Consider the following 15,419-nt stretch of genomic DNA (forward strand, 5'->3'; position numbering starts at 1 on the left):
CGGGAAGGCCGGCGGAGGCGGACGCCGACGACATGAATTTTGCGGGAGAGCATCAGCGGCGCGCCGAGTCCGAGGCGGCCAGCGCCTTGGCGACGTCCGAGGCAGAAGATTGCGCGCCGCCCGTGCCCAAGCGCTCCTACAAGAACCGATACGCCTGGCTGGGCACCGCTGCCAGCATCGTCATCTTCGCCGTGTCGCTCGGCGTGCTGTGGAAGCTCTCTCAGCAGGTCACCTGGGCCGAATTGCACGCGGCTTTGACGGCGGCGACCGGGGAACAGCTCGGCCTGGCCTTCCTGTTCGTCGGGGTGAGCTATCTCTTCCTCACCTGCTACGACGCTCTCGCACTCCGCCAACTTAAGATCAAAGTCCCCTACAGGACGACCGCGCTCGCCTCGTTTACCAGCTACGCCGTGAGCTTCACCCTGGGGTTCCCCCTCCTGACAGCGGGGACGATCCGCTATTGGATCTACTCGAAGAAGGGGTTGAGTGCGTCGAAGATCGCGGCGCTCACCGTTATCGCCGGCTTCACCTTCTGGCTTGGCATGGGCGTCGTCCTTGGGCTCAGTCTCGTCGCCGAGGCCGGGCAATTAGCGGCGCTGACCTTCACCAGCATACGCCTCAACCAGGGCGTTGGCTTCGCGGCCCTGCTCATGGTGTTCGGCTATCTCGGCTGGGTCTCGCTCAAGCGCCGCCACGTGAGGGTGAAAGGCTGGTCCCTGGAGCTTCCCGGCGCGACGGTGTCCATGAGCCAGATGGTGGTGGGCATCGGCGATGTCTGCGCGGCAGCGGCCACGCTCTACGTCCTGCTTCCGGCGGGTTCGACCATCGGTTTCACGACTTTCGTCGGCGTCTACGTGCTAGCGGCCATGTTGGGTATCGCCTCGAACGCACCGGGCGGGCTCGGCGTGTTCGAGGCCACGATCCTCCTCGCCCTGTCGAGCCTGCCACGGGATCAGGTCCTCGGCTCGCTGCTGCTGTTCCGGGTTTGCTACTACCTCGTTCCCTTCGTCGTCGCCCTGGCGATGCTCGGATTCTACGAGATCGTCCGGCGTATGCGCGAATCGTCTCCTTCCGCGTCTGATGGGTCCTAAGCAATGTCTCCAATCCTGGAACGCTAAGCGATGGCCCGGGGCGCGCGAAGATCGGCCTGGATCGGCGCAGGGATCGCCGTCGCGATCACGACCTCGGCCGCTTCCCTCAAAGGTGATCTCGATGTCATTACCATCGCCTTTGGAGCGGCTGCCATCGCCGCCGGTGGCCTTGCCGGCAGTCTGAGCCGGCCCCGAACAGTCGCTCTCCCGGAGAGAACCGCTCGCCAGCGGCATTCCATCGCCGAAGCCCTGCTGGCGAACATCCCCGATCCGGTGATCCTTGTGGATCGGCGCAGCGTGGTCATCGAAGTCAATCCGGCTGCGCGTACGCTTCTGCCGGCATTGAAGGTCAAGCACCCGCTTTCCTTCGCCTTGAGAGCCCCCGACGTACTAGACGGGATCGAAGAGGTGCTGCGCACCGGCGCCCCGCTGAAGACGCTCTACACGACGCGTGTGCCGACGGAGCGGGCCTTCGAGGTTCAGATCGGTGCGCTGCCCATGCCGGACGGGCCGGGGGGCGGACAGCCCAACGTGGTCCTGTTCCTTCGCGATCTCACAGCGGCGCGTCGCCTCGAGGCGATGCGGGTCGATTTCGTCGCCAATGCCAGCCACGAGCTTCGCACGCCGCTCGCCTCACTTCTGGGTTTCATCGAGACCCTGCAGGGGCCGGCCAAAGGCGATGCACCCGCAAGGGAGAAATTCCTGGGCATCATGAAGACCCAGGCCCAGCGCATGGCGCGCCTCGTCGATGACCTGCTTTCGCTCTCTCGTATCGAGCTGCGCGAGCACGTTCCGCCGACACAGATCGTCGATCTCGGTCAGATCGCGCGGCAGATGGTGGATATGCAGGGGCCGCTGGCGCGCGAGCGCGGCGTGACCATCACCCTCGACGCGCCGGACGCCGCCTATCCGGTTCTAGGAGAGCGCGACGAACTCACTCGCGTGGTCGAGAATCTCGTAGAGAATGCGGTCAAGTACGGCGGCGGCAACGTGGTGGTCGGCCTCGAACGGACCTTGCGCTCGGCATTCGGAAAACCACTGATCGCACTGAGCGTGAAAGACGACGGACCCGGCATCGCGCCCGAGCATATTCCCCGCCTGACCGAACGGTTCTACCGGGTCGATGTCGCATCGAGCCGCCAAAAGGGCGGGACGGGCCTCGGCCTCGCCATCGTCAAGCATATCGTCAATCGCCACAGCGGCAGGCTCGTCATCGAGAGCGAACTCGACCGGGGCACGACCGTCCGTGCCCTGCTCCCGGAACAGCCATCGATCGGGGGAGCGTCGACGACCGGATGATCCGGGTCGGTCAGTTCCGGCTGGTGCCGAGGCGCCGGTATTGCGCCTCGATGATGGCCTTCAGCACGGGAAGGAAAGGCGAGGGGCTCAAGCGCTGGTCGACGGCACGGTCGAGCATGCTGAGAGCGGCCACCTGCTTCGCCGGGCCGGGAAACGTCGCGAGATAGGTCTCGATACAGGCATTCGCCTCTGCCTCACCCGCCGGGATGTCGGAGGTGATCAGCGCGCTCAGGGTTCGCATGCAGGTGTCGAGAGGCTGTATCATCGCCTCCCTATGACAAGGAAACGCCCCGGACGCCATGCACACGCGACGTGATGAGCCATGCGTCGCAGCCTTGACCTTCCCACGATGGGAAGCCCCACATAGTCGTGCATGGATAACGTGATCGCTCCCCCGAAGCAGCGTCCCGGCACGGGACGTCGTCTCACTCTTCCCGTTGCCGGCATGAGCTGCGCGTCCTGCGTCGGCCGCGTCGAACGGGTGCTCGCCGCACTTCCCGGCGTATCGGACGTCTCCGTCAATCTCGCCACCGGACGGGCCAGCCTCATCCTCCACGGCGACCCTGCCCATGCCGTCGCTGCCATCGGAAAGGCCGGTTACGAGGTGCCGGAGGCGGTGACGGAGTTGTCTGTCCGTGGCTTGTCCTGCGCCTCATGCGTCGGCCGCGTGGAGCGCGCGCTTCACGCCGTCGCCGGTGTGACGATGGCCAACGTGAACCTCGCCACCGGGCGGGCGACTGTGCACCATGCTGACGGCGTCATCACGATCGTGGATCTCGTCGAAGCCGTGAACGCTGCCGGTTACGACGCATCGGGCGTCGAGAACGGGGGAGGGGACGCGCAGGGGAACCGGCAAGAGCGCGAGACCATCGGCCTTCGGCGGGATCTCATCTTCTCAGTCGTGCTGTCGGCGCCCATCGTCATCCTCGACATGGGAGGACATCTGCTCCCTGGCTTCGGCGACGCGATCCATGCTCATTTCGGAGACGCAGCCGGAATGGTGCAGGCCGTTCTGGCGACGCTTGTCCTGGCGTGGCCGGGGCGGCGCTTTTTCCGTCGAGGGATTCCCGCTCTATTGAACGGTCATCCCGATATGAACGCCCTCGTCGCTCTCGGGTCGGGAGCGGCCTATGTCTACTCCCTGGTTTCGGTCCTCTCTCCCCGGATTCTGCCGCCGGGAACGGCGCATCTGTACTTCGAGGCCTCCGTTCTCATCGTCACCCTGATTCTCCTCGGTCGCGCCCTTGAGGCCCGCGCAAAGGGGCGTACGGGGGCGGCGATCGCACGCCTGATCGCCCTGGCGCCTTCCACGGCCCGAATCGTGCGGGACGGTCGCGAGGGCGACATTCCCCTGGCTGACTTGCGGCTCGGCGATATCGTTCGTGTCCGCCCGGGGGAACGTGTGGCTGCCGATGGAGTGGTTGTAGCGGGTAGGAGCTTCGTCGATGAGAGCATGATCACCGGCGAGCCGGTGCCCGTGGCGAAGGACGAAGGCGACCGCACGGTGGGCGGCACGCTGAACACCAATGGCAGCCTCGATCTGCGCGTCGATACGATCGGCGCGCGGACCGTGCTGGCGCAGATCGTGGCGATGGTCCAGGCGGCGCAGGGCACCAAGCTTCCGATCCAGGCGCTCGTCGACCGGGTGACGGGTTGGTTCGTCCCGGCGGTTCTCGGCGCTGCGTTGGTGACGTTCCTGGCGTGGCTGGCATTCGGACCGAGCCCCGCCCTCGGCTTCGCCCTGGTGAACGCCATCGCCGTTCTAATCATTGCCTGCCCCTGCGCCATGGGGTTGGCGACGCCGACCTCGATCATGGTCGGCACGGGGCGTGCGGCAGAACTGGGCGTGCTGTTCCGCAACGGTGCCGCCTTGCAGGCTCTCCGCGACGCCAAGGTCGTCGCCTTCGACAAGACCGGGACGCTCACCGAGGGTAAGCCCGCACTCACCGACTTCGTGGTGGCACCGGGCTTCGAGGCGGATACAGTGCTTGGACTTGCAGCATCCGTCGAATCTCGCTCGGAGCATCCGGTCGCGCGCAGCATCGTCGATGCGGCTCTGAAGCGGGGCCTGACTCTCATTCCCCTAGATCGATTCGAGGCTTTACCCGGCCACGGTGTCGAGGGGAGCGTCGGCGGGCGGAAAGTCATCGTCGGTGCGCGACGCCATATGGACAAGCTGGGCATCTCCGGGAACGATCTGGCGGAAGCTGCATCCCGGCTGGAGGGTACGGGAAAAAGCCCCCTCTACGTCGCTGTCGAGGGACGGATCGCTGCCCTCGTCGCCGTATCCGACCCTATCAAGGCAGGTGCAGCCGAGGCCGTGTCGGCGCTCAAGGCACAAGGTCTGGTCGTCGCCATGGTGACGGGTGATGCGCGGGGAGCTGCCAGCGGCGTCGCGGCAAGGCTCGGGATCACCGAGGTCGCCGCCGAGGTGCTCCCCGGCGGTAAGGTCGAGGCCGTGCAAGCCTTGCGGGCCCGGTTCGGACCTGTGGCTTTCGTGGGGGATGGTATCAACGATGCGCCAGCCCTCGCCGAAGCCGAGATCGGCATTGCCATCGGGACCGGTACGGACATTGCCGTGGAGAGCGCCGACGTGGTGCTGATGGCGGGTGCTCTATCCGGCATCGTCTCCGCCATTGCGCTCTCGCGTGCAGTGATGCGCAACCTCGCGCAGAACCTGTTCTGGGCTTTCGCCTACAATGTGGCCCTGATCCCGGTTGCGGCGGGCCTGCTTTACGTTTTCGGCGGACCCCTGCTGTCGCCGGTTCTGGCCGCGGGCGCCATGGCACTGTCGAGCGTATTCGTCCTCGCCAACGCCCTTCGCCTCCGGCATGCCGGAGATCGGGGATGAGCGGTTCCGTCACCATCGGCGAGGCGGCGAGGGCCACGGGCGTCTCGGCCAAGATGATCCGGTATTATGAGGAGACCGGCCTCCTGCCACCGGCAGACAGGACGGCCTCCGGTTACCGGCTCTATGCCGAGAACGACTTGCACACCTTGCGCTTTGTGCGCCGATCCCGTGATCTCGGCTTTTCCGTTGAGGATATCGCCGGCCTCCTCGCCCTTTGGCAGGATCGCGGACGTGCCAGCGCCCAGGTGAAGGCCCTGGCCGTGCACCATCTGACGGATCTGCGCCGCCGCATCGCCGAGTTGGAGGCGATGGCTCGCACCCTGACGTCGCTTGCGGATCATTGCAGCGGTGATTCCCGGCCGGATTGCCCCATTCTCGATGACCTCGCCGCAGAGCATTCGCCACAGTCACGAAGCCCTCGCCGGACGAAGCCGCTCTCCCGCTAGCCCCTGGCGCCACGTTCTGCACATGATCCGTCGGCCGCAGCCTTTTAAATCGATCTAAATGGCCTCGCCTTTGCTGGGATGCGCTATGGTCGGGAGGCTCTGCCCGAGACGAGCCAAGACGCGCGAAGAGACGTGACACCATGCCCATCGTCGACCGGATCGCAGCTCTGGCGGATGAGATCACCGCATGGCGGCACGACCTCCACGCCCATCCGGAGCTGCAATACGATGTCCATCGCACCGCCGGCTTCGTCGCCGACAAGCTGCGGGATTTCGGCTGCGACGAGATTGCCACCGGCATCGGTCGCACCGGAGTCGTCGGCCTCATCCGGGGGCGGTCGCACGGTTCGAACCGTGCCATCGGCCTGCGCGCGGACATGGACGCGCTACCGATCCAGGAGGTGCGGGATCTGGCCTATCGTTCCACCGCGCCGGGGCGGATGCATGCCTGTGGCCACGATGGCCATACCGCGATGCTTCTCGGCGCTGCCAAGTACCTCGCCGAGACCCGTGATTTCGACGGGACCGCAGTGATGATCTTCCAGCCTGCGGAAGAGGGCGGCGGCGGCGGCGAAGCTATGGTCCGAGACGGAATGATGGAGCGTTTCGGCGTCGAGACCGTCTATGGCCTGCATAATATTCCGGGCCTGGAACTCGGCCGTTTCGCAATCCGTCCCGGCCCGATCATGGCGTCCACCGACCGCTTCACCATCACGATCGAAGGGCGCGGCGGCCATGCCGCGCAACCGCATCTCGCCATCGACAGCGTTCTCGTGGCGAGCCATGTCGTGATCGCACTGCAATCGGTGGTCGCGCGTAGCATCAACCCGCTGGAAAGTGGCGTGGTGTCGGTTTGTGCCCTCGAAGCCGGCGATGCCTTCAACGTACTACCCCAGCAGGTGACCATGCGGGGCACCATGCGCGCGCTCTCGAAGACGGTGCGCGCCACCATGCAGGAGCGCATCGGCGCCATCGTGACGAACACCGCCGCCGCCTACGGTGCCACCGCCCGCGTCGATTACAGCGGCGGATATCCGGTGACCGAGAACCACCCGGCCGAAGCGGATTTCATCGCCGACGTAGCGGCGGGCATCGTAGGCGAGGAACGAGTGGAGCGTGATGTCGCGCCGATGATGGCGGCGGAGGATTTCTCCTACATGCTGGCTCACCGGCCCGGCGCCTATATCTTCATGGGCAATGGTGACAGCGCAGGCCTCCACCATCCGCATTATGATTTCAATGATGCCGCCATTCCGTACGGCGCCTCGCTCTGGGCTCGGGTAGTCGAGACGGCGCTGCCGGCTCGCTGATCGTCGTCCTGATCGTCTCGGAGACAGCAGGCCGTCGCAGCCGCCACGGACTGCGATTGATCTGTCACGTTGCGGGGCAGGGCACGCCACCGGGGAGTATGATCTCCTTCCCGTTGGTAGCGCGAACCGACCAAGTGACTTCTTTCTCGAACGAGAAGGAGGTCAACGCCGGAAAGACAGGGAAGATAGGCTTATAGGAGATCGTCATCTTTGCGATGACATAGCGAGCCTTCTTCATAGCTTCCGATGGGGGCGGCGCACCAAGGATCGTGGAAGCTGCATATTTCGGGGCGTTGACCGCCGTGCTCGAGCAGACTTTGGCTATGAGGGATCCGTCGTTCTGCTGGTAGACGCCCGCCGCCGTGAGGACGATCTTTGCTCCGCTGGCGTCGTAGGGCGCCATGATGTTGCGTCCAAGTTTATAGACGCCCTCTATTTCCGTCGTGGTCAATGTCGTTCGGGAGATCAGATCCGCCATCGAACGCGCGGCGCGATTGGCATGCTGTCCTGTCGTGTAAGCACGCGGCAACTCGATCGAACCCATGAAGAGCAGAATCATCACGGGGGCGATGAGGGCGAATTCCATGGCGGAAACGCCCGACTGGTCGGTGATCATCCGTCGACACTGAATGATCGCCCGCATCAATTCGCCTCACATTTTCCCTGCGCGTATGGCTCCGCGCGAAAGACCACCATCGAACGGATCATTTGCTCGTTGTTGGGGAGAGGCGGCAGCATCAGCTTCGACGTCGGAAAATAGCGAGGTATCGCCGCGATCGCGCAGATCGTCACGATGTCGTCTCCGTTGGGACACTCGAACTTCTTTCCGAAGCCCGTCGCTATCGACTGGCTCACATTATCGTAGGGCGAGCAGGTCACGAGGGTGTTGCTGCTCTCCGTGGCAGTGACCTCGATCTTGATCTTGTCCGTGCTGCAGTTGAACAGCGTGGCACCGCTACACATTTCCTGAATGAGCCGGATCGCCGGACTACTATTGTTGGATCCTTGCTGAAACGTGCCGGTGAAGACGGCCCGCGCCGCCCGATCGAGGGCGTTGTCGAACGAGATCTGGGCGACCATCAACATGGCGCCTTCGATCAACGCACCGAGCAGCATGAAGAACGGAATACCGACGATCCCGAACTCGACTGCCGTTACGCCGCGACGATTGCCTGGAAAATCCCGGAATGAGCGCGAAAGCAGGCGGGACGGCCAGCGGATCCTCATCGCGAAATCCGCATCTCGCTCATCTGCGACCCAATAGCCCTGAAGGCGTCGGTCAGCGTCGCGGAATTCTGGACATCGTAGAACTTGTCGGTGCCGCTCGAACAGTTGCGGAGGATGTCGCTGGCCCCTTCAGTGACCTCGACGCGGACCGTAAAGATGGTGATGCCCGCATTCTTTATGTTCGTGCAAAGGGTTGAGAGCCGTGCATTCATGGCCGCCGTCCGGGTCGCGGTCGTGTTGGCATTGGTCCACATACGATTCTGCCAGCTGAAGCCGAGGCCAGAATAGATCGATGCATTCGCGGAAGAGCTGACAGAGGAGGCGTTCTGTCCGTCCGTCATCAGGATCACGAACTTCCGAGTGTTCTTTTCGTCATACGGCACACCCTCCGCGAAGGGGCCGTTCGGCGACAGCAGATGCCATCCCCAGACCAGACCCATAGCGATGTTCGTATCGCCGACGATGGTCATCGCGTTGATCGCGTTGGTGAGCGTAGATTGTGCCGTGGTGAGGCGCGTGATGGGCTGGAGCTCGCATCCGGAATTCGGCCCGTAGCGATAGGGGACGGTGTCGCTGATCCGGCCCTTTTGTAAGATGGGATTCCTGGAATATTTCGTGATCTGGCCCTGCCGCGTCCGATGCTCGGACTCCGTCGATGTGGTCGTGTAGTCGCTCATGTAATCGTTGACGGCGTTCCGGTCCTTGTCGGATTCGTCGGGTGCGAAGAAGGGCACGAACAGGGTATTGGGATTGGCGATCGACGGCGGTGTATCCTGAACGTCGTAGGGCGCTGGCCTGCTCTCGACGCACCCGCCCCAAGCGACCCCCATTTGGCGGAAAAGGGTCAGGCGGTTCGCCGGGGAGACAAAGATATTCGAGTGATAGGAGGCCTTCGCATCCTTATCGAGCCATGACTGGGTTGCATTCGATGGACCGACATTCACGGTCATCGAGAACGGGACGATTCCGATTTTCAGGGCGTTGGGCTTAGCGGGATCGGCCTCTCTGAACAGACTCGTGACAAGGTCGTTAGCGGCTGCCTTCAAGTTGGTGATCTTCGAACCGCTCATCGATCCGGTATTGTCTAGAACGAGAGCGATCTCGAGATTGCCCGATCCGCGTATACCTGCTGCCGCAACTGAGACAGGGAAGGAATTATAGCCCGCGATCCTGGTCACGCTGGTCGGGCTCTTGGCGATGACTGAAACGGTGATCGTATTCTCCACCCGTGCAACAGTGATCTTCGTGTCGGCGTCCACCAACCTGGGAGCGGCAGCCCTGATCTGGTTCTCGGCCCTGGTCTGAAGCTCGGCAGTTGTCGTGGCCACCGGGAGCTTGAGCAGCGAGATAACTGTTGAATCGGCGGCATCCTGAAGACCCTGTTGGGCCATCGAATTCACGCCGTAATCGATCACCAATCCGGACAGCATCAGCAGGGGAACAGCGAGCAGGCCGAAGAAAATGGCGATCGCACCGTCGGTATCCCGGCGGAAGCGCGTCAGCAGGATCGTTGCAGAATGTTCGCTTCGGCTCATCATAGAGCCACGCGTAGAACGAACTTTCTAATGGAAAAGTAAATCTCTCCCGCCAACGGCTGTCGGCGAGAGATAAGGATATGGGAGCGTCAACAACTCGTAAGTTAAACGGAAGAATTTGGGCTCGTCGATACAATCGGCGCTCGATAAGATGCTACTATCGGTAGCAGTGCTTCTGCCTATTTCACGACTGACGCGCGGTACCACCAAGGTGGAAGACGCGGTGCGGGACGAGCTCACCGCGCTCGACATCGCCTACGGCCACGAGGATGCCGCCGCAGGTCGCAAAGGCCTTGCCTTCCGTGGGGGCATCTTGTCCCCGCAGCAGGACGGGTTGGCCCCGCATGAGCCGTAACGCCATGTCCCGTGAGACGGCCACCGAAACGACCGCATCGAGCGCAGTCTCCACCGGACGGAGATGTGCGGCGTTTCCATCCGGTCCGCCCTCTTCGAGGGTGGCGACGAGGCAGGCCTCAGCCTCCGCGAAGGGCCCGACGCGCGTGCGGCGCAAGGCGGAGACATGCCCGTAGCAGCCGAGCACCCGGCCGAGATCGCGGGCGATGGCGCGCACATAGGTGCCCTTGCCGCACTCTGCCGCGATGACCGTGCGATCGGGCGTATGTTCCACCACGGAGAGATGGTCGATCTGGACCGGACGCGCCACGAGCTCCACCACTTCGCCGTCGCGCGCGAGATCGTAGGCACGTTCACCGGCGATCTTGATCGCCGAGTAGCGCGGTGGCACCTGCTCGATGGCTCCGACGAAGGCGGGCAGCGCGGCCTCTACGAGCGCGCGGTCAGGCCGTGTGTCGCTCGTCGCAACCGGACGGCCTTCCGCATCGTCGGTATCCGTCTCGATGCCCCAGGTCACGGTGAAGATGTAGGCCTTGCGGCCATCCATGACGAAGGGGACGGTCTTGGTCGCCTCGCCGAGGGCGATAGGCAGGATGCCGGAGGCCAATGGATCGAGCGTGCCGGCATGGCCCGCCTTCTTCGCATTGAAGGCACGCTTCACCACCGCGACCGCATGGGTCGAGGTCATTCCGACGCCCTTGTCCAGGATGACCCAACCGTTCACATCGCGACGCTTGGGCCTATCGGAGGCTTGGCCGCGCTGCTGGCGACGACCCTGTGAGGGTCTTTCCTCGCCGGAACGGTGGGGCGACGGAGTGGCGACGTCGGGATTCTCGATCGTCGGATCGTTGATCATGATGTCCTCGTCGGCGGCGCGATGGAAGCGGCAGCTTTGGCAGCCCCGTAATCCCTATCGACGCCAGGGTCAGTTCTTGATGGGGTGTAACGCGAGGCGTCCGCTTTCCAGCTCCAATGAACCTCGTCGAGATGGCCGAACCTACGCGCCTGCGTCCGGCTCGTCCGCATCGCGCGGTAGCGATTCGAGATCGCGCCGCACCTTCTCGGACCTGAGAAGGGCGTCGATCCGATCCGCTTCGTCGAAGGTCTCGTCTCGCAGGAAGCGTAGATCGGGCGCAAATTTCAAATTCACCCGGCGGGCAACTTCCTGACGCAGTGCTTTCTTGTTGCGTTCAAGAGCCGCGATGACCGGTTTCTCGTCGAGGCCACCGAGCGGCATGATGTAGGCCGTGGCGATCTTGAGATCAGGCGACATACGCACTTCGGGCACGGTGATGACATGCGAGCCCAGGACAGGATCCTGGATGTCGCCGCGCTGCAGCACTTCTGCGATGGCGTGGCGGATAAGTTCGGCCACGCGCTGCTGGCGCTGCGAAGGACCACTAGGATTGGGTTTCTGAGCCATTGTCGCTTGGGTCTCGGATCCGGGATCGCCTGGACTGGGCGCCCCGTTTTGCGGGGGCGCTCAGACGTACCGGCCGTCTGCAAAACAAAACGGCGGCTGCAGCGCGCGCTGCAGCCGCCGGGTTCGTCAAGCCGCGTCGCTTTTAGAGCGTGCGGCGGATCTCCTCGACCCGGTAGCACTCGATCGTGTCACCCGCACGCATGTCCTGGAAGTTCTCGAAGGACATACCGCACTCGTAACCTGAACCGACTTCCTTCGCGTCGTCCTTGAGGCGCTTCAGCTGAGACAGCTTGCCCTCGTGGATCACGACGCTGTCGCGGATCAGGCGGACATGGGCGCCACGCTGCACGACACCGTCGGTGACGCGACAACCGGCAATCTTACCGACCTTCGACACGTCGAAGATCTGCAGGATCTGCGCCTCACCGAGGCGCTCTTCGCGCAAGGTCGGCGGCAGCATGCCCGAGAGGGTCGCTTTGATGTCATCCACGAGGTCGTAGATGATGTTGTAGTAGCGGATCTCGACGCCCTTGTTCTCGGCCGACTCGCGCGCTTCCTTATGGGCGCGCACGTTGAAGCCGATGACGACGGCCTTCGAAGCCTCCGCCAAGGTCACGTCCGACTCGGTGATGCCGCCGACGCCCGCGAGCAGAATGCGCGCTGACACCTCGTCGTTGCCGAGCTTCTCCAACGCGCCGATGATGGCTTCCACCGAACCCTGCACGTCGCCCTTGATGACGAGAGCCAGTTCCTTGCGGCCGAGGCCTTCCTTCAGGTCGCGCATCATGTCCACGAGCGAGCGGTTCGCACCGCCGGTTCGTGCAGCAATCCGCTCACGCTTCTGACGGGCGCGATACTCGGTGACTTCGCGGGCACGGGCTTCGTTCGGTACCACCGCCACGCGGTCGCCCGCATCCGGAGTTCCGTTGAAGCCGAGTACCTCCACCGGCACCGACGGGCCGGCATAAGGGATGCTCTCGCCCTTGTCGTCGATGAGGGCGCGGACACGCCCCCACTCGGCACCAGCAACGACGATGTCGCCGGTGAAGAGGGTGCCGCGCTGCACGAGCACCGTGGCGACGGGACCGCGACCGCGATCGAGCTTGGCCTCGATGACCGTACCCTCGCCGTCGCGTGCCTCGTTGGCACGCAGGTTCAAGATTTCGGCCTGCAGCTGCAGACCTTCGAGGAGATCCGGCAGACCGTCGCCGGTCTTGGCGGAGACTTCGAATTCCAGGGTCTCGCCGCCCATGGACTCGACCTGGATGTCATGCTGCAGAAGCTCGGTACGCACCCGCTGCGGGTTCGCATCGGGCTTGTCGATCTTGTTGATCGCCACGATGAGCGGCACGCCGGCCGCCTTCGCGTGGCTGATCGCCTCCACCGTCTGGGGCATGACACCGTCATCGGCCGCCACCACGAGCACGACGATATCCGTCACCTTGGCGCCACGGGCGCGCATGGAGGTGAACGCCGCGTGGCCGGGGGTGTCGATGAAGGTGACCATGTCGCCCGACGGCGATGCGACCTGATAGGCACCGATATGCTGCGTGATGCCACCGGCTTCGCCGGAGACGACGGCCGTCTTGCGGATGGCGTCGAGCAGCGAGGTTTTGCCGTGATCGACATGGCCCATGATGGTTACGACGGGCGGACGCGGATCGAGATCCTCTTCAAGATCCGGCTCGTCGTTGAACAAGCCCTCTTCGACATCGGACTCGGCGACGCGGCGTACGGTGTGGCCGAGTTCCTCGGCGATGAGCTGGGCAGAATCCGAATCGATCACGTCCGTGATCTTGTGGATCTCACCCTGCTTCATGAGCAGGCGAATCACGTCCACGGCCCGCTCCGACATGCGGTTGGCGAGTTCCTGGATGGTGATCGTCTCGGGGATCGTCACCTCGCGGGAGAGCTTCTCTTTCTGCTCCACCTGCCGGTTGCCGCTCATGCGCTGCTGGCGGCGACGGAACGAAGCAACGGAGCGTGTACGCTCGTCCTCGCCCGACGTGGCGGTGGCGATGGTCAGGCGCCCACGATTACGGTCGCCGCCCGGCTGCTTGGGTGTCTTGGGCGGCGTGATGATCTTAAGCGGCATGCCGGGGCGGCGGATGACGCGCTTCTGCTCGCTCTCCTCCTCGGCAGCCTGAGGCCGACCCGGCGCGCGGGCGGCAGGCGTCGCACCGGCCGGACGTGCGGCCGTGGCAGCGGTGGGAGCCGCCTCGGGCTCGGGTGCGGGAGCCGGGCGGGCCATGAAGTTCAAATCGCGCGGCTTGCGCACGTCGGCCGTGATGGTCTTGCGCGGCTCTGCAGGCGTCGGGCGAGCCGTCAGAGGGGGACGGGCAGCGGGAGCTGCCGGACGCGCGGGCGCCGCAGCCTGCGGTGCGGGAGCGGGTGCTGCCGGAGCGGGCTTCGGGGCCGACGAGATCGGAGCCGAGACAGGAGCCATCGGCACGGTCTTGGAAACGGGCCGTGCGGGCGCAGACGGAGCAGCTGCGGCAGGAGCCGCCGCGGCGGCTTCCTTGGCTGCGGCTTCGGCAGCGCGAGCCGCCTCGCGAGCAGCCTCTTCCTCGGCACGCAGGCGAGCCTGCTCCTCGGCGCGCTGACGCTCCTCTTCCTGGCGGCGACGCTCCTCGGCCTCGCGCTGGCGGGCTTCCTCAGCCTCGCGAGCACGCTGCGCTGCAGCCTCTTCCTCGACCTTGCGGCGGGCTTCCTGCTCACGGCGCTGGGCATCGGCGAGGGCAGCGGCGCGTGCATCGCGCTCCTGCTCGCTCAATGTCCGAAGCACGACGCCGGACGCCGCCCGCTGGGCGGGACGCGGGACCGCGGGAGCGGGCGGCGCCACACGGGACGCCGGAGCGACCGGTTGCGTTTCGCGAACGGGAGCGGCCGGTGCCGCCCCGATGACACGGCGCTTCACAGTCTCGACCACGACCTGCTTGGAGCGGCCATGGGAGAAGCTCTGACGCACCGTTCCCTGCTCGATCGGGCGCTTCAAGGACAGCGGCTTCGAGGGGGGTCGTGCCTGCGTCTTGTCGCCCGGATTATTCGTATCGCTCATTCAGTCCAAACCCTGAGGGTTTCCATCGTCCCGTGAACCGGCAAACTGCTGTGCGCCGGGTAAATCCGTCTCGTCGTCGTCCTGCAGAGTCGAAGCGGTTTGCCCTGCTCGGGCGTAACCGGCCTCCTCGGCTGTCGTAGGCTTGCCCTCGAAAGAGCGTAGCCGACGCCAACGCGCAAGGCAGCCGGTACTCCCGACTCCTGCGACAAGCGCCGCATGTATCACATGATCCCGACCCAAGGCCATGTCCAATTCTGCATTGGACAAATCATCGATGACCGGGACACGGGATATGGCATCGCCATGCCTCCGGTGCAATGCCGCGGCGATCTTCCTTCTACCGTCCGCGCTACCGTCGGAGGCTTGAATCACCGCTGCGACACCGGCCTTGTCCGCAATGGCGGACTCGACCTTGGCGAAACCGGCGACCAGGCAGCCTGCCTTGTTGGCGAGTGACAGGGATTGGCGCAGGTCTTCCCGCAGGATCGCTGCGATCCTGTCACCGAGGTCCGCCGGTGCGGCCGCATCCTTGGTCTTGAAGGCGCGTTGGAACAGCCGCTTCTTCAGCGCGGCTTCGACCGTGACGCGACTGGCAGTGAGCCATGCGCCGCGTCCTGGCAGTTTTGCCTTCAGATCCGTCACCACTTCCCCGTCGGGAGACAGAACGAAGCGGATCATGCCTTCCGGATTCTGCGACATTCGGGTGACAAGGCATGTGCGCATTGCATTGCGCCGACCGCGCCCAAAGCCGGAATCGAGCAAAGTGCTCGGCTCCGGCTCAGCGGCATCTTGCGCTGCATCTGCGTATTCGCCCGTCATATGGCG

13 protein-coding genes are annotated in these 15,419 nt (G+C 64.5%); 5 read left to right on the plus strand and 8 right to left on the minus strand.

The window, feature by feature from the left end:
• Positions 1 to 32: 32 nt before the first annotated feature.
• Both IPV08_RS08790 and IPV08_RS08795 read left to right on the plus strand, forming a co-directional pair.
• Entirely contained in the window at positions 33 to 1,091 is a 1,059-nt protein-coding gene (locus IPV08_RS08790) for a lysylphosphatidylglycerol synthase domain-containing protein (protein ID WP_207411564.1), read from the plus strand.
• Between the two features lie 30 nt (positions 1,092 to 1,121).
• The gene (locus tag IPV08_RS08795) at positions 1,122 to 2,390 is read left to right on the plus strand and encodes an ATP-binding protein (protein WP_207411565.1); all 1,269 of its coding nucleotides are present in this window, start codon (positions 1,122 to 1,124) and stop codon (positions 2,388 to 2,390) included.
• A 10-nt stretch (positions 2,391 to 2,400) separates the two neighbouring features.
• Here the strand turns inward: IPV08_RS08795 and IPV08_RS08800 are convergent, their stop codons facing one another.
• Entirely contained in the window at positions 2,401 to 2,631 is a 231-nt protein-coding gene (locus IPV08_RS08800) for a hypothetical protein (RefSeq protein ID WP_246747866.1), read from the minus strand.
• Between the two features lie 132 nt (positions 2,632 to 2,763).
• On the opposite strand from IPV08_RS08800, the gene IPV08_RS08805 reads away from it, so the two are divergent.
• The 3 genes from IPV08_RS08805 (at position 2,764) to IPV08_RS08815 (ending at position 6,997) form a co-directional block, all read left to right on the plus strand.
• The gene (locus IPV08_RS08805) at positions 2,764 to 5,241 is read left to right on the plus strand and encodes a heavy metal translocating P-type ATPase (protein WP_207411566.1); all 2,478 of its coding nucleotides are present in this window, start codon (positions 2,764 to 2,766) and stop codon (positions 5,239 to 5,241) included.
• Positions 5,238 to 5,687, plus strand: a complete 450-nt coding sequence (gene cueR / locus IPV08_RS08810) for a Cu(I)-responsive transcriptional regulator (RefSeq protein ID WP_207411567.1) — start codon at positions 5,238 to 5,240, stop codon at positions 5,685 to 5,687. The genes IPV08_RS08805 and cueR overlap by 4 nt, the downstream gene beginning before the upstream one ends.
• A 140-nt stretch (positions 5,688 to 5,827) precedes the next feature.
• A complete protein-coding gene (locus tag IPV08_RS08815; protein WP_207411568.1) occupies positions 5,828 to 6,997 on the plus strand; it encodes a M20 aminoacylase family protein in 1,170 nt (389 codons plus the stop codon).
• A 64-nt stretch (positions 6,998 to 7,061) separates the two neighbouring features.
• Here the strand turns inward: IPV08_RS08815 and IPV08_RS08820 are convergent, their stop codons facing one another.
• The 7 genes from IPV08_RS08820 to IPV08_RS08850 all read right to left on the minus strand — a co-directional run bounded on the left by IPV08_RS08820 (position 7,062) and on the right by IPV08_RS08850 (position 15,413).
• Positions 7,062 to 7,640 (minus strand): TadE/TadG family type IV pilus assembly protein, encoded by a 579-nt coding sequence (locus IPV08_RS08820; RefSeq protein WP_207411569.1) that lies wholly within the window; start codon positions 7,638 to 7,640, stop codon positions 7,062 to 7,064.
• Positions 7,640 to 8,224, minus strand: a complete 585-nt coding sequence (locus IPV08_RS08825; RefSeq protein WP_207411570.1) for a TadE/TadG family type IV pilus assembly protein — start codon at positions 8,222 to 8,224, stop codon at positions 7,640 to 7,642. The genes IPV08_RS08820 and IPV08_RS08825 overlap by 1 nt, the downstream gene beginning before the upstream one ends.
• Positions 8,221 to 9,762, minus strand: a complete 1,542-nt coding sequence (locus IPV08_RS08830; RefSeq protein ID WP_246747867.1) for a TadE/TadG family type IV pilus assembly protein — start codon at positions 9,760 to 9,762, stop codon at positions 8,221 to 8,223. The genes IPV08_RS08825 and IPV08_RS08830 overlap by 4 nt, the downstream gene beginning before the upstream one ends.
• 181 nt (positions 9,763 to 9,943) lie before the next feature.
• Positions 9,944 to 10,969, minus strand: coding sequence for a tRNA pseudouridine(55) synthase TruB (gene truB / locus IPV08_RS08835; protein ID WP_207411571.1), 1,026 nt, complete (start codon positions 10,967 to 10,969; stop codon positions 9,944 to 9,946).
• A gap of 141 nt (positions 10,970 to 11,110) precedes the next feature.
• A complete protein-coding gene (gene rbfA, locus IPV08_RS08840) occupies positions 11,111 to 11,536 on the minus strand; it encodes a 30S ribosome-binding factor RbfA (RefSeq protein WP_207411572.1) in 426 nt (141 codons plus the stop codon).
• Between the two features lie 142 nt (positions 11,537 to 11,678).
• Positions 11,679 to 14,594: a translation initiation factor IF-2 gene (infB, locus tag IPV08_RS08845; protein WP_207411573.1), complete on the minus strand. Its 2,916-nt coding sequence runs from the start codon at positions 14,592 to 14,594 to the stop codon at positions 11,679 to 11,681.
• A complete protein-coding gene (locus IPV08_RS08850; RefSeq protein WP_207411574.1) occupies positions 14,595 to 15,413 on the minus strand; it encodes an RNA-binding protein in 819 nt (272 codons plus the stop codon).
• Positions 15,414 to 15,419: the final 6 nt, after the last annotated feature.

The sequence above is a fragment of the Methylobacterium sp. SD274 genome, from assembly GCF_017355285.1.
GTDB lineage: Bacteria > Pseudomonadota > Alphaproteobacteria > Rhizobiales > Beijerinckiaceae > Methylobacterium.